24 protein-coding genes are annotated in these 20583 nt (G+C 45.8%); 3 read left to right on the top strand and 21 right to left on the bottom strand.

Going from position 1 to position 20583, the window contains the following annotated elements; genetic code table 11:
- Nucleotides 1-22 precede the first annotated feature (22 nt).
- The 14 genes from gatC to NST45_RS00750 all read right to left on the bottom strand — a co-directional run bounded on the left by gatC (nucleotide 23) and on the right by NST45_RS00750 (nucleotide 9413).
- Complete coding sequence (gatC, locus tag NST45_RS00815) at nucleotides 23-310, bottom strand: Asp-tRNA(Asn)/Glu-tRNA(Gln) amidotransferase subunit GatC (protein WP_036680166.1); 288 nt, start codon at nucleotides 308-310, stop codon at nucleotides 23-25.
- A 156-nt stretch (nucleotides 311-466) separates the two neighbouring features.
- Entirely contained in the window at nucleotides 467-1639 is a 1173-nt protein-coding gene (locus NST45_RS00810; protein ID WP_076224253.1) for a DUF4179 domain-containing protein, read from the bottom strand.
- Between the two features lie 24 nt (nucleotides 1640-1663).
- On the bottom strand, nucleotides 1664-2161 hold the full coding sequence (locus NST45_RS00805; protein ID WP_036680329.1) for a sigma-70 family RNA polymerase sigma factor: 498 nt from the start codon (nucleotides 2159-2161) through the stop codon (nucleotides 1664-1666).
- Nucleotides 2162-2417: 256 nt separating this feature from the next.
- The gene (locus tag NST45_RS00800) at nucleotides 2418-2801 is read right to left on the bottom strand and encodes a hypothetical protein (protein ID WP_036680170.1); all 384 of its coding nucleotides are present in this window, start codon (nucleotides 2799-2801) and stop codon (nucleotides 2418-2420) included.
- Between the two features lie 147 nt (nucleotides 2802-2948).
- Nucleotides 2949-3719 (bottom strand): ABC transporter permease subunit, encoded by a 771-nt coding sequence (locus NST45_RS00795; protein WP_076104199.1) that lies wholly within the window; start codon nucleotides 3717-3719, stop codon nucleotides 2949-2951.
- A complete protein-coding gene (locus NST45_RS00790) occupies nucleotides 3716-4630 on the bottom strand; it encodes an ABC transporter ATP-binding protein (RefSeq protein ID WP_076142529.1) in 915 nt (304 codons plus the stop codon). The genes NST45_RS00795 and NST45_RS00790 overlap by 4 nt, the downstream gene beginning before the upstream one ends.
- Nucleotides 4630-4821, bottom strand: a complete 192-nt coding sequence (locus tag NST45_RS00785) for a PLDc N-terminal domain-containing protein (RefSeq protein WP_036680175.1) — start codon at nucleotides 4819-4821, stop codon at nucleotides 4630-4632. Before NST45_RS00785 ends, NST45_RS00790 begins: the two co-directional genes overlap by 1 nt.
- A gap of 52 nt (nucleotides 4822-4873) precedes the next feature.
- Nucleotides 4874-5089 carry a hypothetical protein gene (locus NST45_RS00780; RefSeq protein WP_036680176.1) on the bottom strand — a complete coding sequence of 72 codons (216 nt, stop codon included), beginning with the start codon at nucleotides 5087-5089 and terminating at the stop codon, nucleotides 4874-4876.
- On the bottom strand, nucleotides 5086-5415 hold the full coding sequence (locus NST45_RS00775; protein ID WP_076142527.1) for a YxlC family protein: 330 nt from the start codon (nucleotides 5413-5415) through the stop codon (nucleotides 5086-5088). The genes NST45_RS00780 and NST45_RS00775 overlap by 4 nt, the downstream gene beginning before the upstream one ends.
- Nucleotides 5402-5947, bottom strand: a complete 546-nt coding sequence (gene sigY / locus NST45_RS00770; RefSeq protein ID WP_036680178.1) for an RNA polymerase sigma factor SigY — start codon at nucleotides 5945-5947, stop codon at nucleotides 5402-5404. The genes NST45_RS00775 and sigY overlap by 14 nt, the downstream gene beginning before the upstream one ends.
- A gap of 545 nt (nucleotides 5948-6492) precedes the next feature.
- Nucleotides 6493-7122: an MBL fold metallo-hydrolase gene (locus tag NST45_RS00765; protein ID WP_036680180.1), complete on the bottom strand. Its 630-nt coding sequence runs from the start codon at nucleotides 7120-7122 to the stop codon at nucleotides 6493-6495.
- 4 nt (nucleotides 7123-7126) lie between these two features.
- Nucleotides 7127-7693: a thioredoxin family protein gene (locus NST45_RS00760; RefSeq protein WP_036680182.1), complete on the bottom strand. Its 567-nt coding sequence runs from the start codon at nucleotides 7691-7693 to the stop codon at nucleotides 7127-7129.
- Nucleotides 7690-8304: a DedA family protein gene (locus NST45_RS00755; RefSeq protein WP_036680184.1), complete on the bottom strand. Its 615-nt coding sequence runs from the start codon at nucleotides 8302-8304 to the stop codon at nucleotides 7690-7692. Before NST45_RS00755 ends, NST45_RS00760 begins: the two co-directional genes overlap by 4 nt.
- A gap of 350 nt (nucleotides 8305-8654) precedes the next feature.
- A complete protein-coding gene (locus tag NST45_RS00750; RefSeq protein WP_339210795.1) occupies nucleotides 8655-9413 on the bottom strand; it encodes a glucose 1-dehydrogenase in 759 nt (252 codons plus the stop codon).
- A 216-nt stretch (nucleotides 9414-9629) separates the two neighbouring features.
- On the opposite strand from NST45_RS00750, the gene NST45_RS00745 reads away from it, so the two are divergent.
- Nucleotides 9630-9968 (top strand): autorepressor SdpR family transcription factor, encoded by a 339-nt coding sequence (locus NST45_RS00745; RefSeq protein WP_051491108.1) that lies wholly within the window; start codon nucleotides 9630-9632, stop codon nucleotides 9966-9968.
- Entirely contained in the window at nucleotides 9968-10624 is a 657-nt protein-coding gene (locus NST45_RS00740) for an SdpI family protein (RefSeq protein WP_076104198.1), read from the top strand. Before NST45_RS00745 ends, NST45_RS00740 begins: the two co-directional genes overlap by 1 nt.
- Here NST45_RS00740 and NST45_RS00735 read toward each other — a convergent pair.
- From NST45_RS00735 to yyaC, 6 genes are all read right to left on the bottom strand, one after another.
- Nucleotides 10613-13393 (bottom strand): O-antigen ligase family protein, encoded by a 2781-nt coding sequence (locus NST45_RS00735; RefSeq protein WP_339824559.1) that lies wholly within the window; start codon nucleotides 13391-13393, stop codon nucleotides 10613-10615. The genes NST45_RS00740 and NST45_RS00735 overlap by 12 nt on opposite strands.
- A gap of 1237 nt (nucleotides 13394-14630) precedes the next feature.
- Nucleotides 14631-15821, bottom strand: coding sequence for an SAM-dependent methyltransferase (locus NST45_RS00730; RefSeq protein ID WP_081384002.1), 1191 nt, complete (start codon nucleotides 15819-15821; stop codon nucleotides 14631-14633).
- Nucleotides 15822-15909: 88 nt separating this feature from the next.
- Nucleotides 15910-16770: a PhzF family phenazine biosynthesis protein gene (locus NST45_RS00725; protein WP_235219441.1), complete on the bottom strand. Its 861-nt coding sequence runs from the start codon at nucleotides 16768-16770 to the stop codon at nucleotides 15910-15912.
- Nucleotides 16728-17399, bottom strand: a complete 672-nt coding sequence (locus tag NST45_RS00720; RefSeq protein ID WP_076100631.1) for a DUF6483 family protein — start codon at nucleotides 17397-17399, stop codon at nucleotides 16728-16730. Before NST45_RS00720 ends, NST45_RS00725 begins: the two co-directional genes overlap by 43 nt.
- A gap of 194 nt (nucleotides 17400-17593) precedes the next feature.
- Complete coding sequence (locus NST45_RS00715; RefSeq protein ID WP_036680199.1) at nucleotides 17594-18400, bottom strand: alpha/beta hydrolase; 807 nt, start codon at nucleotides 18398-18400, stop codon at nucleotides 17594-17596.
- A gap of 108 nt (nucleotides 18401-18508) precedes the next feature.
- On the bottom strand, nucleotides 18509-19033 hold the full coding sequence (yyaC, locus tag NST45_RS00710; RefSeq protein WP_249267773.1) for a spore protease YyaC: 525 nt from the start codon (nucleotides 19031-19033) through the stop codon (nucleotides 18509-18511).
- Nucleotides 19034-19177: 144 nt separating this feature from the next.
- On the opposite strand from yyaC, the gene NST45_RS00705 reads away from it, so the two are divergent.
- A complete protein-coding gene (locus NST45_RS00705) occupies nucleotides 19178-19402 on the top strand; it encodes a DUF1128 domain-containing protein (RefSeq protein ID WP_036680203.1) in 225 nt (74 codons plus the stop codon).
- Between the two features lie 129 nt (nucleotides 19403-19531).
- Here the strand turns inward: NST45_RS00705 and NST45_RS00700 are convergent, their stop codons facing one another.
- Entirely contained in the window at nucleotides 19532-20536 is a 1005-nt protein-coding gene (locus NST45_RS00700; RefSeq protein ID WP_076142227.1) for an asparaginase, read from the bottom strand.
- Nucleotides 20537-20583 lie beyond the last annotated feature (47 nt).

Raw genomic sequence — 20583 nt, 5'->3', positions numbered from 1 at the left:
TTCCCCCTTTCTAATTATGTAGTTATTCCAAAACAGCTGGAACCTTGAAATGTCCGTCTTCATCATCTGGAGCGTTAAGAAGTGCTTCCTCTTGCGTAAGGCTATCCTTCACAACATCCTCCCGCATTACATTGCTGACTTGCAGCACATGCGTGGTCGGCTTTACATTCTCCGTATCTAGCTCATTTAATTTCTCGGCATATTGTAAAATAGCATTCATTTGTTCTGTAAAGGTTGCCTCTTCTTCCGGGCTCAGCTGCAGACGAGCCAGCTTGGCCACATGCTGCACATCTTTAACGGTAATGCTCATAAGAAAAATCCCTCCTGTTTAAAGGGCTAAAGCGCCCGGATAACGTTTTTAATTATATTGTAGAAGCTTGGACAATTCAATGATGGGCTGTAAAACAAACGCTCCTTTATCAAAGTGAAGGGGATTCCTACACATTTTAAAGGAGCGTATCGTTCATCAATATATAGGGATTGTCATTTCCAGCTGCGGAATATATTCGACTGCCGGGTATCCATTATTGTCTAGCAAATTTCGTTTTCCACTACCCTCTCCAGTATATTTGTAGAAAAAGGTTTTGATTGTCAGTGCTTTTACATCCTTGGGCAGCGGTACAATATTAACATCCTCTTTAAGACTATAATGGATTGTGTCATCTATCTTTTTCGAATCCGACCAACCATTGCTGCCGTTTACATATTGCAACAGGTTACCTTTATCATCATAGACTTCATAATTTAATGCCAGGTTATTGGTATCTGTCAGATAAGTATAAGGAATACCCTCGAGGGCTACAGCACTCATCCGTATTTGTGTAGTTGCCGGAGTCTGTGTAATCTTCTCCACTGTGGTCGTTACATCATTGTAAGTTTGACTGATTCCGGGTTGCTGAACAATATTATGACTCGTATCCTTTTTTACAGGAATTTCAATTTGAAAATCATCATCGATTCCGGACAGACGACCTTTTACTGTCATTTGGAACTGCTCTGGTAAAGTAATGCCTCCCTCATCATAGGATTTCTCTGAAAATTGCAAAATCAACGATTGTTCATCTACTCCCGGAGAAAGGATAAGGCCAATATTGTGTTTAAAAGAATCCTCTTCTTCCTCCCCAGCAGCGTTTAAAGGCTGTCCATCAATAAATACCTGCAAATCCTGAATGTCTCCACTGAATATTCCCTCTTCATCTTCACCTTCAAGTTTCAATGCTACAGAAAGCCGTGTGCCGTCATATATAACTTCATTAGCACGGATAATAACATCTTGAACAAGATCACTGGTATCAACTGCAGTCGTTAAGCCTTGGCGACTCGCCGCTTGAAGTCCCATATCATCTGCGAGCTCAAAAATACTATTGACTAACGGAATACGTTCCAGCGACCTAGCCAATGCGGGAGAAGTAAAGCCGCTTCCAAGCACGATAACCCCCAAAACAAGAGCTGCCCCGAAGCCAAGCGCTGTCCTCTTAACATTACGAAATTTGTGCGTGGATCTCTTTATCTTCACATGATCCAGCATTGTATACGTATCCTCTTGACGTTGGCGAATCATAGAGGGAAGCTCATTTGCCGGGAGGATGTCCATATCTTTCAAAAGCAATTCAAGCTCTTGCGCTGTTCTCTTCTTCATCTGTTCCATCCTTTCTAAATATCATTAGAATCCATTCAATAAGTTTTTTCTTGCTCTGTAGAGGCGCGATTTGACTGCCGTTTCGGAAATATTCAGAAGATCGGCAATTTGCTTAACGGGCATGTCCTGAAAATAATGCAGCGATATCACGGTCTGGAGCGAAGTATCCAATCGTTCCACTGCTTCCCGCAGCTCAATTTTCTCATATTCTGCACCGGAGGAATGGCATTCCAAAGCAGTAAGGGGATCTCCAAACTCCACAATATTTGTCCGCTTGCGTTGGAGCTTATGACATTCGTTTATAAGGATGCGAAGCATCCATGTCTTGAAAAATTCTGGTTGCCGCAATCCATGGATAGACCGGTAAGCCTTTAGGGTGGCTTCCTGCATGGCATCTGCACATTCCTCGTCCCTGCCCAAAATAGATCGGGCCATGCCGTACATTTCAGGTTCAATCTGCCGGCATAGCTGGATAAACGCTTCTTTATCGCCATTTCTCGCTTTTTGAACAGCGGTTATCATCTTCACTTGAGGTTCTCCTTTATTTAAGTTAAAACGCCTATACCGCAGATCTGCATTCTCGTATTCGGCTCTCAATAATTTAGATACATAAAACAGGAGATTGGTTGTATACCCAAAAAATAAAAAACAAACTTTCGAAAACTATAAAGAAGGAATAAAAGAAAAGATTTTGAAAATGATGTGTAAATTCAGAGGATTAATGTGGGGGAAATACTTTTTATGACAAAACAAAAAAGCCGGCTTGCGCCGGCCTTCCTTAAATCCAAGCTCGAAGATTCACTTGTTTGATGAAATCCGCTTGGGACATGCTTTCGCTTGACGTTGATTCCGTCTCTTCTATATCCATATCTTCACCGTTCATCAAATGATGGAACAGCTTCTCATTGTACGTGGACAAAGCGTAATCAATCAACGCTTCATGCGTTGCTCTTTCAGCCTCAGCTACTAATAAATGTTCTTCCGCCTCAATGTCCTCAGCCGGAACATAAAAGTTCCTATTCGCCTCTGGTACACGAATAACATAGTCAAACGCATTATCGGGATTGCGGTCGTAAGCAATTAGGTAGCCGTATTCCCCGATAGGAAGACTCTGCTCGAAAGCGTCCGCAACAATGACAATCTTCTCTCCTAAACGCAGCATCGCCCTACCTCCTAACCCCAAAATCTTTCAAGATTTTGCTTGTTTCAACAGTCTACTAAAAAAAGATAGAACTGTCTAGTTGAAGGCTGGCCGATCCTACAAATTCTATGAAAATATACTATATTTAATAAAAACATAACTTAAGTTTCAAGCGGTTAAGTTATTCTTCCTTGTCAAAAGTGCAGCACCCACTAAACAAATCAAGATCAAAATAGCTGCTGAAAGATAGGGTCCAACCCTGAATCCTTCTCCAGCCATAAGGATTTCAGCCGACAACCCGGCAAGCCCCGCAGGTGCCCATTCAAACCATGAAGGCAATAAGCTTTGGCCTAATGATAATGCTGCCATTAGCACCAATGCTAAAAAAGCGGCAACTGGGGATTTTAAAAACCCACTAAACAACAACGTAGCTGAGACAGCACATAACAGCCACAATCCATATACTCCAGCAGCTGCGATGACATCTCCCCAAGATAGTGAACCAATCAACTGCTCCGTGTAGTAAGCAGCCCCCGCTGCACCTAATCCTAGAGCAACGATCAACAGGGTCAGCTGTGCTGCCCATTTAGCGAACACTATTGCGGCTGGAGAAACCGGCCTTACCAGAATTAATTCCATAGTTCCGCTATAGCGCTCACCAGCTAAAACATTCATCGCGCCAAGCGCCAATACTAACATTCCGATCGTTCCGTACTGTCCCAAAGATTGCGCCATCACAGCTGCGGCACTCGGTATTTCATACCCCTCTAGGAGACCTGGAGGAACATCACCTGAAGCTTTTAATATTTCCGGCAAATAATAAGTAGTTAACGGCTGCATAATGCCTAATAGGATAAAAACGACAGGTATCCAGATTAACTTATAACTGCGAGCCATTTCGAGCATTTCTTTGCGATAAAGGACCCAGGCGCTTCTCATACTCCCACCACCTTCATAAATAAATCCTCTAACGTGGAAGAACCCGCTTCAAATTGCAGTAATGGAATTTCGAGCTGCGCCGCTTCTTGCAGAATCGTCCAACGGGCCATGTCTACATCGTTGACATTAAAAATGGCATGATCTCCGAACAACTGAGTCTCCAGTACAAACGCTTTGGCAGCAAGAGACTCCAGCCACTGAATAGCTTTTTCTTGCTTCTCCGTACGTAAACGAATAACAGGAAGGCTGTATTGTGAACGAAGCTGTGATAAAGATCCCTTCTCAGCAATCAAGCCTTGATTCATTAAAATAATATCATCGCAAATTTCTTCTGCATCATGCAGCACATGTGTAGAGAAAACTACAGTTGTCTCCTCACGTATTTCCCGCACCAGTCCCATTACTTCTCTGCGGCCAATCGGATCAAGTGCAGATACAGGCTCATCAAGCAATAACAGACGAGGCCGATGCACAAGCGCCTGAGCCAGACCCAGCCGCTGTTTCATCCCGCCGGAGTATCCACCAATCCGGCGACGAGCATCACCTTTAAGCCCTACACGCTCGAGCGATTCCAATGCCCTGCTGGTTGCGTCTTTAGTTCCCATTCCACTAAGCTTTGCAGCGAAAACAACATACTCATGTCCAGTCATCCACCCATAAAAAGCTGGAGACTGTGGCACATATCCTAATCCTCTGCGATATTCGGCTCCAGGACGGCTCCCCTCAAATGAAATCATGCCAGAGGTGGGTTCAAGCAGCCCTGCCAGCATACGAAGTGTGGTCGTTTTCCCAGCACCGTTAGGCCCCAATAAAGCGACGCACCGTCCTTTCTCAATTTCAAAGCTTATATCATTTACGGAAATATGCGCCCCATAGCTTTTGCGCAAATTCATAACTTGAAGGAGTGACATCAGACATCTTTCCTTCCTATTGTGAAATAAGCTACGCTACCTAATATATTTCCGCAAATAATGATAATAATCCACATCCATTTTGGGCCACGAACGTTATCCGCTTTGGCCAGTGATATCAGTCCAATAATTGCAAGCAAAGCCTGAAGAATAATTAACGGCATGATTAAACCCCATTTTACCTCTTCCATGAAGTACCACTCCTTGTAATAGGATGAAAGGAACGAGCTTCTTACTAAAGCTTTACAACTGCTTCTTCCTTCTACGTCGGTCAGGAAGTATGACAACGAGTAAATAGACTAATGCTGGGGACGGAACTGTAGTAATCGCCCACAATCCCCAGAACCAAGCTTTTTTTCCGCGCCGTCTTGCATCCCGGAACAGTAAGGTCCCTTGCAGCATTAATGCTACTGCTATGCCAAACCACAACCAAAGAGGCACATCCTGTAGCTCATTCATTCTTGTACACCTTCTCTATTTCTTCTGATCCTGGCGATCCCTAAGCCACCCAGTCCTACAACAGGAATGATCGCCTGGATAATCCAATAGATCATGGGTGCAGAAGTGAGAATGGATAGAAATGCGCAGATCAGGATCAATGAGACCCCCCAGAATAACAGTAGTTCTTTACGTTCCCTTCTCTTTCTGTGCACAACTGCATCAGCCATTAACCACTCCAGTTCCTGTAACGAAGGTGGGGTGATGTCATCATATTGCGCATCCAAACGCTCAAGCTCTTCAGTAAGCTTGTGCAAATACAGTTCTGGCTCCTTATCCTTCTCCATCCTCATTCAGCTCCTTTCGCAATTGGTTAAGACCAAGGGATACACGCGATTTGACCGTGCCTGAAGGAATTTGCATGATCACACCGATTTCTTCATAGCTATAGCCATAATAATGCTTCAGCAGCACAGCTACCCTCTGAGCAGAGGGTAGCTTGGAGATGGAATCGAGTACTTCACTCCATTCTTCCCCCCTGCTTTCAAACCGCCAACGAATCGAACGGGTGCCCTGGGCCTGTTGTTCCCGTTTCTTCCAATCTGCCTCACGTTTCCAGCGCCGCTTTCGATCGATGAATATTCTGGTAGCTATGGTGATTAACCAAGAGGAGAACGAAGAAGAACCGTTATAGGTATTGATTTTTTCCATACATCTGACCATCGTGTCCTGTACAAGATCCTCTGCCAGTAACGGGTCCATAGTCACTTTTAGTAAATATTTGAACAAAAAAGTATAATGTTCTCGCAGCAGTGAAGACAGTGCTGAAGTATCTCCCTGCTGTGCCTGCCTGATTTTCTCCAGCGCCTGATCGCTCATCTGCCCCTCCATTCAGGATTAGTTCTTATTTGTAATACGATTATGTATAGTGATTCGTTCATTCCGTTTTAATTTTATTTTTTGAGCTCCCAGAGCTTACGCCGCCATGGCTGAAGCAATCCTGCTTCTGCTGGAAAATGCCAAAAAAGAGGCGTTCTTCTGGGCTCGCCTCCTGAAACCACTGGTATTCTCCCATCCTTATTCTCAGATTGTATGTCCCTGCGTTCTATGGAAGTACAAAAACCTCCCCTTCCAGAACATTCTGAAAAACATCGGCATTTACTGCTGCAAAAACTAGTCCATTTCTCCTTGGAGTCATACCATCCGTAATCCAACGGGTAAGACATATTCTTCTCCAATCTATTTCCCCCCATACTTTTAAACCTATATGTAGACAAAAAAAAGAACGCAAACCGGGATTAATTCCGCAGTCTGCGTGCTTCGCGAGGTTAATGTTACATTTAATTAACAATAGTGTAGTCCTTTTGTATCCCTTTGTCTATCAAAAATTCCCCGATTCTTGTCAGTTCTACTAGAATGACTGTTTATTGAGGAATATAAGGGTTACGAACTTTTTCAAAACCGATAGTTGTTCGTGAGCCGTGACCTGGATAAACCTTCACTTCATCATCCATTTTGTACAGCTTGCCACGAATAGAATCGAACAAATCACGTTCTCTGCCACCAGGCAAATCGGTGCGCCCAACTCCCATCTTAAACAGTACATCTCCAGAGAATAAATCATTCCCGCATAGGAAGCTGACACTGCCCGGAGAGTGCCCAGGTGTGTGGTACACCCGGAAGGTATGTCCGATGAATTGCAGAACTTGTCCTTCTGCCAGATCATACTCTGCAGGATCTGTAGTCAGAGGAGGTGAAATATCAGGCCACATCAATGAACCATTCAGCTTAGGGCTGCTGAGCCATTCACTTTCTAGTGGATGTAAATAAACAGGACATTTCTTAGCTTTACGAATTTCGTCTACGCCGCCCATATGGTCAAAGTGCGCATGCGTTAGCAAAATAGCCTCGATCTCCATCCCTTCGATACTCCGCACTAATGCCGCAGGATTCATGCCGGGATCAATAATGATTCCCTTCGTTGGATCCGCACCTGTCAGCAAGTAGGCATTGGTCTGAAGCGGACCTAAATTAAACGAACGTATATTTAGCATCGGTCTAGAATCCAGAAATCAGACTACGCAGCTCTTTTGCGATAACTGCCTGTGATTCCGTTCCTTCCCCATAAGCTTGCCCCATAGCCTTACGTACTTCTGCGATTTTGCTGTCGTAATCAGCAGCCTCACGATCAGGATTCTCACGTTTGAACTCTCTCATTAGGCTCTGCACATGCTCTGGACGAGGACCCCAATGTCCAAGCACGTATCCGCCGGTATCCGCAAAGATCACAATCGGAACAGATCTTCCGCCCATGGTCAAGAATTCATCCATAAGCTCCTGATTCTCTTCCAAAATGAATACCTCTGTCTTCATTCCGGCAGTCTCCAAAATACGGAAAACCGCAGGGACATTACGTACTACATCTCCACACCAATCAGCGGCAAGGATAAGTACCCGCAAATCGTCACGATGGTTCAGACTTTCGAAATATTCCTTGTCGCTCTCATCTTCCCAAGAAAACTTCTCATACCAGGATTCAAAAGCCTGCTGGTTCTTCGTCATGCTTTCTACAAATTGGCGCGGTGTAAGACCTTTTCCAAATTTATGAGCTACATTCGGTTTCATTTTGCAGTCCCTCTCTTCTTGGATTTAAACCACTTATACACAAAATAAATGATGATTAGTGCTAACGCTACAAGAATAATTTCGTTGGTGTACTTAGCTGCTACTTCGTCAATATCTTCCCACTTATTCCCCAATGTCATACCGAGATATACAAACAAAGCACTCCATGGAATAACAGCAAGTGTAGTCAATAAAGTGAACTTACCTAAAGGCATACGAGAAATCCCCGCTGGAACGGAAATGGCATGGCGAACAACGGGAATAAAGCGTGCCGTAAAGATTACGCCTGTCCCATATTTATTGAACCACTCTTCCGAATGATCAATATGCTTCTTTTGGATAAGAATATATTTCCCGTATTTCTCCAGTACAGGCCTGCCCCCATAACGGCCAATCCAATATACAAAGATCTGGGCAATCACTCCGCCTATCGTACCAAACAATACTGCGCCGAAAAAATTAATATCTCCACTCCATACCAAGAAACCACCGAAAGCCAATACAATTTCACTCGGAATAACTTCAATCATCAGTCCGATCATAATCCCAAAATAACCAAGACTCTGAATCCATTCAAATAATGTCGAGATCAGATCAGAAATAAAATGCAAACGTGCTCCTCCTCCCTTTTCCGCAGAATATGGCTACATGTATCAAGCTAATCGCCTTTGGCATCTTTTTAAGACGCTAAGCGTTTAAGCGAGTGAAATATAAGAACATAAAAGCATAGATACTAATCTTATACTTTCTTATATTTTTAAAAGCTTTGCCGCTCTGCTATATTTTCCAGTTTCTCTTAGCCTATTCTAGCACAAGCAACCTTATCACTTCTACTTACGTGGCAAGCAGCTTCCATCTTCCAATCCACACTTAAAAAGAGTTTGAGTAACAGGCATAAACAAAAAAGGTGAACAAATTCCACCAATAAAGGGAAAATGAACACCTTTTTATCTGCGCTCAATTAATAAGCCATCCAACCGGCATCAGCCGTTATCACCGACCCATTCAAAAAGCTTGCAGCATCTGAAGCCAAAAATAAGGCTACCGAAGCAATCTCACTGCTTTCCCCTGTCCGTGGCATCGAAGCCATTCCTTCGCCCGCTTTTTGACTCCCAAAAGGGCTTGGATTAGACAGATCAATATTTGTCTTTACTCCGCCCGGCGCTATGGCATTACAGCGAATTCCAAGCTTAGCGTATTGAAATCCTATATTTTTGGTCATCCCGATTACAGCATGCTTAGAGGAAGTATAAGCCACTCCCGCACGCGAGCCCGCTAAGCCGCCAATAGAGGCTACATTGATGATACATCCGCTTTCCTGTGCCATAAAAATCGGCAAAACCTTACGAATGGCTCTCATCGGACCGGTTACGTTGACCGCAAGCACCTGCTCCCACATGTCATCAGTGATCTCGTGCGCTGGCGTCATTTTATCCATAATACCGGCATTGTTAACAAGGATATGAAGGCCTCCGAACTGTGTGGTTGCGGCATCAATCATTCGCTGTGTGTCCTCTTCCTTCGAGACATCGGCCTTTACGGGATAGACCACTCCGTGTCCCTCACCCTTTTCCGCCTTTTTGGCTACCGCTTCTACATTCGCCAGATGGATGTCCACAGCAATCACTTTAGCCCCCTGTTGGGCAAAAAGAAGAGCAATCGCTTCTCCAATCCCCGATCCTGCACCTGTAACAATTGCGACTTTATTGGTTAGTATCATATATCTGCTCCTCTGCATCGTATGTTCGGTGCATCAAGGAATGCATGCCCATCGTTAGTATTAACAGGAGTCGGCTTTGGACGGCAGTTAATTTTAAAGATTCGGTGACACTTTTACACACGCTATCGCTAAGTGAATACTGCATTGACAGCTATGAAAGTGAAGAGCTATTATATATTTAGATAATTATTTAAATATCGAAAGGCAGGGTGGAATATGAATGAATCCTTTAAAGCACTAGCTGATCCTACCCGTCGCCAAATCATTCGGTTACTAAGGGAGAAAGATCGAACCGCAGGTGAAATCGCAGATTTTTTCAACATGTCTAAGCCAAGCATTTCTCACCATCTGAATGCGCTGAAGCATGCCGATCTGGTACAGGATGAGCGAAAAGGACAATTTATTATGTACTCGCTAAACACCACAGTCCTCGAAGAGGTTCTCGGTTGGTTATTGGAGCTCACTGGTACAGGTAAGCAAACGGAGACGGAGAGTAAATCGCTGGACGGAAAGCAGCAACGTCAGGATATCGATTCCAAAAAGGAGGCGGATTAATGATGAAAGATTTCAAATGGAGATGGCAGGATACCCTCATCGTAATATTAGGTTTAGCTACATTAGCCTACGCTCTGATCAATTACAGCAAGCTGCCGCAGGAGTTACCAGCACAGTTTGGAATTACGGGTAAGGTCAACAGATACTGGGACAAAAATATTGCTATTTTTGTGTTCGGAATCTTAGGGATTGTGCTCCCGCTAATCATGCAGTTCACACGCAGCATCGATCCTAAGCGGGAAAATTACAAAAAATTCGAAAACGCCTATGCCATGAGCAGACTTGCTATTGGGGTGCTTTTTAATCTAATGCTGGTGCTGTCGATTGCTTACGGTCTAGGTAAAGATATAAACGTTGGGAAGATCGCCATAGGAGCTGTCGGAATAATGTTTATTGCTCTCGGCAACTACATGCCACAGGTAAAAGATAATTACTTGTTTGGGGTTCGTACAGCCTGGACGCTCGCCAACCCCGAGGTATGGCGAAAAACACATCGCCTATCCGGGATAATGTGGATGATCGGTGGCCTACTTATTTTTGCAGGAGCCTTTTTGAGCGGAGCCTTGTCTCAGCTTCTTATTATTACGGCACTCGTACTTGCAATTATCGTGCCCATTCTCTACTCCTGGATGATTTCACGTCCGCTAAAATCGTAAAGCAAACATACTAAGCCGTCGACTCAAGTCGTCGGCTTGTTCTGTCATTCGGAACTCGCGGTCATTATGTTGCCCTCCTTTATTAGCCTCCTCTTCTGCCAACCTTCTATATTTCAAAAGAAGTTCATTCCCAGAGGCGACACAGATTAGGCCTTCCTTTCGCTTTCCTTCTGCAAGCTTTTTTTGCCCCATAAGAAGCATCCCTTCAATCGCCTTCACCCACTTGGCATTGTTGTACTTATCCAGCTTAAGGCTCTGGCCTATCCAATATAACGCTGCCCCCGGATGGTCGCTGCTCATCCATACTTCAGCCAGCTCCCAGCTTAAGCTGGCATTCTCGGGAGAATACAACAGACTCTGCCGAAGCAGACTCACGCTCTGTTCACCCGAGAGCAGCCTAGATAATGCTATAGCCGTTCGAGGTGACCGGGGATTCCAACCCAGCGATTGCTGTAGCAGCTCTACCTTCACCGAAGGATCCACCGACATAATCGCTTGTCGATAGAACTTCTCTCCTTGAGCGGCGTGAAAAGATAGCACCCCCAGCATAAGCGAAAAACAACATGCCGCAGTTCCGATTAGTCGGCGAAGACGGATTTGGGGCGGATTCTTGGATGTAGGGTAAACTATTAGCGGATTCACAGGTGTAGTGACATTGGTGAGCGGGTTCGTGGATGTGGAGTGAGCGATTAGTGGATTCGCAGGTGTAGTGACATTGGTGAGCGGGTTCGCGGATGTGGAGTGAGCGATTAGTGGATTCGCAGGTGTAGTGACATTGGTGAGCGGGTTCGTGGATGTGGAGTGAGCGATTAGCGGATTCGCTGGTGTAGAGACATTGGTGAGCCGGTTCGTAGATGTGGAGTGAACGATTAGTGGATTCGCTGGTGTAGTGACATTGGTGAGCGGGTTCGTGGATGTGGAGTGAGCGATTAGCGGATTCGCTGGTGTAGTGACATTGGTGAGCGGGTTCGTGGATGTGGATTGAACGATTAGTGGATTCGCAGGTGTAGTGACATTGATGAGCGGGTTCGTGGATGTGGAGTGAGCGATTAGTGGATTCGCTGGTGTAGTGACATTGGTGAGCGGGTTCGTGGATGTGGAGTGAGTTGGCAGCTTGGTCTCAGACTGAGGGTGGGTAGACGCAGATTGATGTTTCTGCTTATGCTCAGCCAGAGCAATCGCTGGCAGCCAGAATAGCAGCAGCCAAAATAATCCATAGCTCCAATCAAAATCGACGACGCTGTGCAAGACGATGACCAGAAACGGCGGCAGCAACCGCGGCGATTTAGTAGCCAGCAGCCAGCCTACTGCCAACAGCATAAGGAGTATGGCTGCAAGACCAACGAATCCTAAGTTCAACAGGATGTCGAGGTATCCATTATGCACCTGGCTGCCTACATAAGGGCGAGATTGGGCGGCAAGGTATGAATGCCGCCAAGTCTCACCCCCACGTCCCAGCCAAGGTGCCTCTGCCGCTAGCCGCCAGGCGTCGCGGTAGAACAGCCCGCGCGCGGATACCGTCGATGACGGTCCGGTGATCCGCTCGCGCACGTGCAGGAGGACGGCGATCCCCGCCGCCGTCCAACCTGCCGCCGCCAATGCCAGCATGGCGGCTCGGGCAGTGCCCGCCGCGCCGCGCTGGCGGCGGCACAGCCATAGGCCGGCTAGCAGCGCGCCGGCCCAAAGCCCGGCCAGCAACAGCAGGCCGGGCACTGGCTCTACCGCCAACCCGGCACGGGCCAGTTGGCGGTAGAGTAGCGCCGCGGCGGCCACGGGCGCGGCGCCAGCAGCAAGAAGCGGCGCGATTAGCTGCCGCTTCCAGAGCAAGACGGCGGCGCAGGCGCAAGCCGCCGTCAGCCATGCGCCGCGCGACTCGGTGAGGAGCAGCGCGGCGGTGTACGGGAACAGCGGCAGCAAGCGCAGCAGCGCGGCGGTCGTGCTTCCCGCTTTTCCCTGCTCCGCTTCTACGCCTTCTTCCCCTCTGCTCCTCCGTTCCGCATCTGCGCACTCCATCCCCAGCCCAACACTTCTTGCCCCCAACATATTCGCGCTCTTTTTTGGATCCCCATAATAAACAGCAACAGCAAATAGCCGTTCCAGCAGAAAAACAGCCATCACAGCACCAAAAGCATTCGGATATTCCATCAATCCTGCTAATCTAACCCCTGTGGCGCTCACTTCCGATGAATTGCTGTAGGCCACAGCGAAAGGCAACTTTACCACTCCACACACAGCCAATAAAGCGCTCAGGCATAAAGTCATACCCAGCATAGACCAAGTTACATTTAAAATCCGGCGTTCCACCAGGTTCACCGCACAAAAACAAACCAATATTGCAAAGCTAGCATACAAGCCCCACCGCAGCATTTCATTCATAGTTCCCTGGGAAGAAAGTGGCCCGCACAACCAATGAATCACATAAAGCGATAGAATAATTAAAGGGACGCTTAATAATATTCTTAACGCTCTATTTTCTCCACTAACTTGACCAACTTCACTAACTTCACTAACCCCATTGACTCCCGTAAAACCTCTTACTGCACCTGCACCTACTCCTCCCCCACTTTTTCTCCATGCACCAACCCCAACAAGATAATAAAGCGAGCACGCACAACACAGCACAAACCATAAGGTTAGAAAGGGATACATCTCCTCAGTAAAAAACAACCCCCGCAACAAACAAGCACCCACACCAGCCGCTATCACTAAGCCTCCACAAATATATGCAATTGATGATTCCAGATTCCGGTCTTTTTTAAAACGCCACATTTAGATACCCCTGTACTCGTTAATTTATCTCTATCCTTTCCACATTTCCCTTATACAAGACTAGAACGCAAAAAGACGATACCTCTCCACAAAGGAGCGGTACCGTCCTAACCATTAGATCGCACTAGCTGTACTATCCGAATTCTCATTCAAAAAAGCTATATAGTTGTAAAAAGTACAACTAATCCCGTGCTTTCGCTGCTTACTTCCACTTTAATTGCACTTAGTGCAACTATTTTTCAAGAATCCCGCCGTATGGGGAGTATTGTTCGTTTTTAAGTGTACAAAGTGCAACTAAATCACTAAAACGCAGCTTCAGAGCATATTTAGTTGCACAAAGTACAACTAAACCAACTCACCATTAGATCGCACTAGCCGTACCGTCCTCACCATTAGATCGCACTAGCCGTACCGTCCTCATCATTGGATCGCACTCACTGCACCATCCTAACCATTTGATCTCACTAGCTGTACTATCCGAATTCCCATTCAAAAAAGCTATATAGTTGTAAAAAGTACAACTAATCCCGTGCTTTCGCTGCTTACTTCCACTTTAATTGCACTTAGTGCAACTATTTTTCAAGAATCCCGCGGTATGGGGAGTATTGTTCGTTTTTAAGTGTACAAAGTGCAACTAAATCACTAAAACGCAGCTTCAGAGCATATTTAGTTGCACAAAGTACAACTAAACCAACTCACCATTAGATCGCACTAGCCGTACCGTCCTCATCATTGAATCGCACTCACTGCACCATCCTAACCATTAGATCGCACTAGCTGTACTATCTGAATTCCCATCCAAAAAAAGCTATACAGTTGTAAAAAGTACAACTAATCCCGTGCTTTCACCGCTTACTTCCACTTTAATTGTACTTTGTGCAACTGTTTTTCGAGAATCCCACCATATGCGGAGTATTGTTCGTTTTTAAGTGTACAAAGTGCAACTAAATCACTAAAACGCAGCTTCTGAGCATATTTAGTTGCACAAAGTACAACTAAACCAACTCGCCATTAGATCGCACTAGCTGCACCGTCCTAACCATTAGATCACACTAGCCGTACCGTCCTAACCATTTGATCGCACTAGCTGTACTATCCAATTTCCCATTAAAAAAGCTATATAGTTGTAAAAAGTACAACTGATCGAATAGCCTGCACCTATAAGTGCCCATTCTACAGTACTACCGTTCTACCATGCTACAGTCCTACCGTTTTACGCTCTCTACCTTAATATCCTCTACCCTTCTACCGAACTCCCAGTGGGAAGCAGATCAGCGCATACGCGTTCGAGGTAGGGTTTTGCTCCCAGAAAATCGCGGAATGCGGTGTATTCGCGCCATTTGACGGAGTTGTCCCCGGCTGAACTCTTAACGGCACGAATCAAAATGTTCTTCGGCGTATTCTCCAGATCGATGAATTCCAGCAGCTGGCTGCTATAGCCCATCATGTCGAGCAATTTGGCGCGAATGGCATCTGTAGCCAAGGCAGAAAAACGCTCTTTCAGTATGCCATGCGAAAGCATAGGGCTCATTACTTCATTTTCGATTTGTGCGAATAATTCATGCTGGCAGCAAGGCACAGATAAAATTACAGACGCTCCCCAACGTACTGCTTTTTCAAGGGCAGCATCGGTAGCTGTGTCGCAAGCATGAAGTGTGATCACCATGTCTACTTGCTCCAGCTCATTGTACTCAGCAATGTCACCCACGAAGAACTTCAAGTGATCATAACCGATTTTGGCAGCAAGTTCGTTACAATGCTCAATCACATCTGCTTTTAAATCTAATCCAATGATATTAAGCTCCCGCTTCTTGCGAACGGTCAGATAGTGATACAGTGCAAAGGTCAAATATGATTTTCCACAACCAAAATCCACAATCGTCAAGGGTCGGCCGGTTGGCAGATCGGCAAGCACGTCCTCTACCATCTCCAGAAAACGATTGATCTGCCGAAATTTATCATATCTTTTGGCTAGCACTTTGCCTTCTTTGTTCATGATGCCAAGCTCCACCAGAAATGGCACAGGCTCTCCATCCTCCAGCACATAACGTTTGCGGCGGTTGTGAGCTAGATCCGGCTCTTCTTTTTTACTTGGAGACTTAGTTAGGATTGATACTTTGAATTTTTTGCTAATAAGCACCTGATAATCGGCTTCTACTGTACACAACAAGCCTTGCCGATATGTTTCTCTAAATAAAAGAGATATCTCTTCCGCCGCCAATTCTGCGGGTACGTTGCGATGTTCTACCTTTGTACCAATATAGGACGCAAACTGATAATGCAGCTTACCCTTTAGTTCAACAGGTTTAACCTGCACCTTGGTACAATTTTCGCCTTTATAACGCACTTGACTTAGGGTAGCCGTAATCAAAGTACGGTCGTTAATTAGTTGTTCAATTAGAGCTGTTAAAGATTCCACAACGCACATCTCACTTTCGGGATTAAAAATGGAGAATCTATGTCTCCTAACCATCATCGTTCATTATATCACGTGTTAACAAGGGTCGTTCCTTGTTCTAGCAGGGCTTAACATGCAGCTCTCCACTAACTATAGTTAATGCTCGCCCAGACATCTTAATCTGGTCTTTACTTACCTCTAACTGAAGCAAACCTCCACGTTTCGAAGCTTGATAAGCGGTCAACTGCGTACGATTGAGTCTATCCGCCCAAAAAGGTGCCAGTGCAGTATGCGCTGAGCCTGTTACCGGATCCTCATTCACTCCTACCTTCGGCGCAAAAAAACGTGATACACAATCAATACCTTCGATAGAGCTTTCTGCGGTAACCGCGAAGCCTCTCCCTTCAAGCCCGGATAAAGCTCCGAAGTCAGGGCTGAGTTCGCGAACCCGTGCTTCCTGATCCAGTCGTACAAGCACATTGTCAGCATATCGCATAGTTTCCACCACATTCGCTTCTGCAATACCAAGCGCTGCTGCGAGACCTGAAATTACAGGAGAGGGTTGAAGCTGATAAGGCGGGAAGTACAGTGAGATCAAATCTCCTGAACGAGAAGCTCTGAGCAACCCACTGCGTGTATAGAACCTTGCTTCCATATCAGGAGCTAGCAGTCCCCTCTCCCATAATACATGTGCACTTGCTAGAGTCCCATGACCACATAGCTTGACCTCAACTTTAGGTGTAAACCAGCGCAGGCGATATCCATCTTCCTCTGGCCAGAGAAAAGCTGTCTCTGACAAGTTCATTTCCGCTGCTGTCTTCTGCATATAACCTTCATCGACGGGATGCTCCAGTAAACATACCGCCGCAGGGTTGCCTGAATAAGCCTGTTCTGCAAAAGCATCGATAATATATAAAGGGATATTCATCGTATTCATCAGGTTCCTGATTCCTTTCGTATCGCTGTTATCCTGCCCCACTCTTTTAACCCCTGCTCTACTTCCTCCAGAGGAAGAGTACCTTGTTCCAATTCTGCAGATGACTTGAGCAGCAGTCGATTGTATAGCTTATCCCCTTCTATTACAACATTTTCTCCCTGCTCCCACAGCCGGTAGAGGCTGTCCTCCGCTTTACTATATCGCCCTACCGACTCCATATACTCCATCAGTAGCCGCTCCGTTTTAGCCGGGAGCCGATAGGCCTGCACATCCTGCAAGAGTTCATCAATTTCCTGAGTCATATGCAGCAGCTCCCGGTCTGCACCGTGAAGATCCGCGTACAAATATAAATGTAAGGCTCTCATACTTCTAAATAATGCTGCATCCTTATCGCCATTTGCGGCATAAATACTGCCTTCTTCCTTCAGCAGTTTGGCCAGACCTTGAAGCTTATCGGACTCAACCACACCGCCAAAACGAAACATATCTATGATATCTTCTACAGATAGTGAATTTAAAAGACGTGAATTCAGCGGAAAATGCCGGTTCAACAGCTCATCGATTTCCCATAAAGCTTCTGTCGTCTTCCGTTCCTGCTTTAGAGTAAGTACCTTGGCAACCATCGCCGTCATATCTTCGATCATCCGGACAATATAGTCTCTTCGAAACATGCACATCCTCCTTTTCCGTACTGTGGTAGCAAAAACTACAGGACTCATACCACTTAAATTATTCTATTGATTTATCTTAAACCATTGCCGAATTCTATGCCAGTTAAGGAGAATACCAGATAATTAGATAGCCCTAAAAGAAAGAGGCAGCACACGCCAGAATGGCGCCGTGCTGCCTCTTTGTAGAAGATTTTTTATACGCGGCTATTATCTAAAACGGAAGCCTGGACAAAATCCTTAATGATCTCGGCTAACCGTTCAGGAGCTTCAAAAAGACTCATGTGGCCTGCACCCGATATCGTTGCTTGCGTTACATTTGGCTTATCCGCAGTAAAGGTTCGTTCAGCAGGAATCAATCCATCCTGCTCGCCAGCAACAAGCAATACCGGCAACGTAGTGGCCGTAATTACATCCCGTCGATCTGGACGCTCACGCATCGCCAGTGCAGCTCCTGCTGCTCCTTGTGGAGGCGTTTTGTAGCCGATTTCTTTAGCGCGCTCCAGCAGCTGTGGGGATGCAGAAGCGGTTGCTTCAGCAAACAAGCCTGGTACGAAGCTGTCTACGAAAGGAGTAATCCCTTCATTTTGAATCGCGCTGACACTCTTCAGTCGTTTTTCCTTAGCTTCTTCACTATCTGGATAAGCAGTAGAATGAATTAATCCAAAGCCTTTCAATCGAGAAGCATAACGCTGAGCAAACGATAGCGTAATATATCCGCCAAGCGAATGACCAAGCATGATGCATTCAGCAATCTCCAGCGAATCTAACAGACCCAGAACATCATCTGCCATTTGTTCAATACTATAAGGTCCTAGTGGAGCTTCCGAAGCTCCGTGACCACGTAAATCGGGAGCAATCACTCGGTAGCCGCTGCTTAAGACAGGAATGACTTGTTCCCAATATTCAGCGCTTCCACAAAAGCCATGCAGCAATACAATAACTTCGCCTTTCCCCTGATCACTGTAGCATATATTGCTTCCGTCACAACGAACTCTTTCCATGGCTGCTTCCCTCTTTCTAGAATACTAAGATAATGTGTCTAATATCTATTATTAAGCAAAACAGCTCACCTTGAAACGGACGGCTTATTTTTAAGTGCCCAATGGGTACTACTGGAGTCCGAATCCTTTTGCTGCCGCTATAGCGATATGTTCTGCCATAACCATCACTCTATGCAGTGGAGTAGTCTGCAGCGTCCGATAAGGTTTCGGGCCATTCATATCTACAACGGCCGCCAAACTATAGTGACCTACGGCTGGAAGATTTGCCCCCACCGATTGTGCAGGCAGCAGTGGCTCACTCGAAACGAAGTAATATCCAAGCGCGATCGGAGGGCCCAGACAAGCATCTACCGCAACTACAATATGCCCGGAGGGAATCTCAGCCACTCTGGCCACCAAATTATCTGCATCGCAAGGAGACGGCAACGTACCGATTACATGTCGGAAGCCATGTTCCACAAGTTTGCTGCCCGTCAACGGACCGAGTGCATCTCCTGTAGATCGATCTGTTCCGATACAAAGAAACGTGACTTCCTCGGCGGAATGCAGAGCAGCTATTTCCATGAAAAAGGACACCAGTCCAGCATCGTCCATTTTAATGCGTTTTCCGCTTCCCTGTTCTCTGATTGCCAATACATTTGCTCCCTTCGATGATATTTTTTGATCTCATGCCTTTAATTTAACATGATTTCAGTGAACCCGACAAAAAAATGGTGGTCAAGCTGCCAAACATGGTAAAATACATGAATCAGTATACAGAGAGGATGTTTTAACCTAATGGATTTAACAAAGCCTAGTCAGGAAAATGTTGAGTATATGATCGAGGCTATCAAAAACAAATTAAAAATGGCCAGTGCTGCGGCGATGCAAGCCTCCGCTTTTTCAGTAGATCATTATGAAGATATCTATGATGTATATGAGGTAGCCATGGGCAGCGACAGACTGAGTATTTCTCAGGTGGAAGCACTCGTCTCCGAACTCGGCCGTCTACGTCATAAATAATAGTTCTCCCTATACAAGAAGAAACGATGTTGCCGTCCTTTAAAGATGACCACCGCTTCTCGTAGAAAAAAGCCCTTCGCTGCGTATCCAGAAGATGGATTGTAGTCGAAGGGCTCTTTTTATATGATCCTACTTTATGAAATTAAGCTTGAACTCGGTATCCGCATGGCCTACTCGTGTACCCCCGTCATTGTAAATCACGCCTGAAAATGCATTGCGCAGCTTTTCCAAGGTATTTTTCTGACTATAACCAATTTGGTTTAAAATTCCCTGTACAATAAGTCCCCACTCTTCTTCCGAACCATCCAGAATCTTGAAGGCAATCCCCAGTCGCTCACGGCGTAAACCGAAGCAATACACACCCTTAAATCCACCTTTAGCAATAATATTATCATCTTCCAAAAGAATAGAATCAAGGCGACCAGATCCAGAAACCATCTCCGGATAAGCATTCATTGCCGTTGTAATAGTAGTAACCGCTTTGCGAGTAGCTCCATCTGCAATCAAATCCGGATTGGCTAATTTCAAATAGGCTGTCGCCAAGGCGGTCAGAGGCAGAGCAAACACCGGCAGCCCGCATCCGTCCGTACCTAAACCGATACTGTCTGGGGCCACACCAGCCATATAAGCAATGGTGTCAATAATCTCACGCTGCACCGTTTGCTCCGGCTGTGAGTATTCTTCAAGCGGCAAACCTTTGAGCTTACTGTAAGATAAGATACCCATGTGCTTGCCCGCACAGTTATGATAGAACTTTCTTTTGCCCGCACCACGAATGGCGTTCTCCCTGCTGGAATAATCCAGCGGGTAACTCGTTGCACAGATCATTTGTTGCTCATCGATGCCAATCTTGGAGGATATGCTCTCTAGCGCAGCAACATGGTAGCTCTCTCCCCGATGAGAGGCGGTCATCAGGGCAACCTCTGCGGGAGTAAAGCCGTAATGCTCCACGATCCCCCCACGTACGCCTGGAATAGCCTGAAGGGGTTTAGCAGCTGAACGGGTGAACGATACAAATTCCGGATCACCTGCATACCCCTTTAAATTTCCGTTCTCTCCTACGATGGCAATATGCCCACTATGGACACATTCCAGCAAATCCGCCCGATACTCTCGTACTAATACGGTTTCCAAAATATCTCTCCTCTTTTCTCTAGATGCTCTATAACTCACAAGGACTT

This window comes from Paenibacillus sp. FSL R7-0163 (assembly GCF_037969975.1).
Taxonomy (GTDB): domain Bacteria; phylum Bacillota; class Bacilli; order Paenibacillales; family Paenibacillaceae; genus Paenibacillus_AQ; species Paenibacillus_AQ odorifer.
This window is presented reverse-complemented; position numbering and strand designations above follow the sequence as displayed.

What these genes read in the sequence shown, in the direction of transcription:
- NST45_RS00715 (WP_036680199.1), bottom strand. Translation starts at nt 18,400, where the DNA reads ATGGAAAGAGTTCGTTGTGACGGAAGCAATATATGCTACAGTGATCAG.
- NST45_RS00745 (WP_051491108.1), top strand. Translation starts at nt 9,630, where the DNA reads ATGAATGAATCCTTTAAAGCACTAGCTGATCCTACCCGTCGCCAAATC.
- NST45_RS00795 (WP_076104199.1), bottom strand. Translation starts at nt 3,719, where the DNA reads ATGAGAAGCGCCTGGGTCCTTTATCGCAAAGAAATGCTCGAAATGGCT.
- NST45_RS00730 (WP_081384002.1), bottom strand. Translation starts at nt 15,821, where the DNA reads ATGTGCGTTGTGGAATCTTTAACAGCTCTAATTGAACAACTAATTAAC.
- NST45_RS00765 (WP_036680180.1), bottom strand. Translation starts at nt 7,122, where the DNA reads ATGCTAAATATACGTTCGTTTAATTTAGGTCCGCTTCAGACCAATGCC.
- NST45_RS00760 (WP_036680182.1), bottom strand. Translation starts at nt 7,693, where the DNA reads ATGAAACCGAATGTAGCTCATAAATTTGGAAAAGGTCTTACACCGCGC.
- NST45_RS00810 (WP_076224253.1), bottom strand. Translation starts at nt 1,639, where the DNA reads ATGAAGAAGAGAACAGCGCAAGAGCTTGAATTGCTTTTGAAAGATATG.
- NST45_RS00785 (WP_036680175.1), bottom strand. Translation starts at nt 4,821, where the DNA reads ATGGAAGAGGTAAAATGGGGTTTAATCATGCCGTTAATTATTCTTCAG.
- sigY (WP_036680178.1), bottom strand. Translation starts at nt 5,947, where the DNA reads ATGAGCGATCAGGCGCTGGAGAAAATCAGGCAGGCACAGCAGGGAGAT.
- NST45_RS00740 (WP_076104198.1), top strand. Translation starts at nt 9,968, where the DNA reads ATGATGAAAGATTTCAAATGGAGATGGCAGGATACCCTCATCGTAATA.
- NST45_RS00790 (WP_076142529.1), bottom strand. Translation starts at nt 4,630, where the DNA reads ATGTCACTCCTTCAAGTTATGAATTTGCGCAAAAGCTATGGGGCGCAT.
- NST45_RS00800 (WP_036680170.1), bottom strand. Translation starts at nt 2,801, where the DNA reads ATGCTGCGTTTAGGAGAGAAGATTGTCATTGTTGCGGACGCTTTCGAG.
- gatC (WP_036680166.1), bottom strand. Translation starts at nt 310, where the DNA reads ATGAGCATTACCGTTAAAGATGTGCAGCATGTGGCCAAGCTGGCTCGT.
- NST45_RS00780 (WP_036680176.1), bottom strand. Translation starts at nt 5,089, where the DNA reads ATGAATGAGCTACAGGATGTGCCTCTTTGGTTGTGGTTTGGCATAGCA.
- NST45_RS00720 (WP_076100631.1), bottom strand. Translation starts at nt 17,399, where the DNA reads ATGTTTCGAAGAGACTATATTGTCCGGATGATCGAAGATATGACGGCG.
- NST45_RS00805 (WP_036680329.1), bottom strand. Translation starts at nt 2,161, where the DNA reads ATGATAACCGCTGTTCAAAAAGCGAGAAATGGCGATAAAGAAGCGTTT.
- NST45_RS00750 (WP_339210795.1), bottom strand. Translation starts at nt 9,413, where the DNA reads ATGATACTAACCAATAAAGTCGCAATTGTTACAGGTGCAGGATCGGGG.
- NST45_RS00775 (WP_076142527.1), bottom strand. Translation starts at nt 5,415, where the DNA reads ATGGAGAAGGATAAGGAGCCAGAACTGTATTTGCACAAGCTTACTGAA.
- NST45_RS00705 (WP_036680203.1), top strand. Translation starts at nt 19,178, where the DNA reads ATGGATTTAACAAAGCCTAGTCAGGAAAATGTTGAGTATATGATCGAG.
- NST45_RS00735 (WP_339824559.1), bottom strand. Translation starts at nt 13,393, where the DNA reads ATGTGGCGTTTTAAAAAAGACCGGAATCTGGAATCATCAATTGCATAT.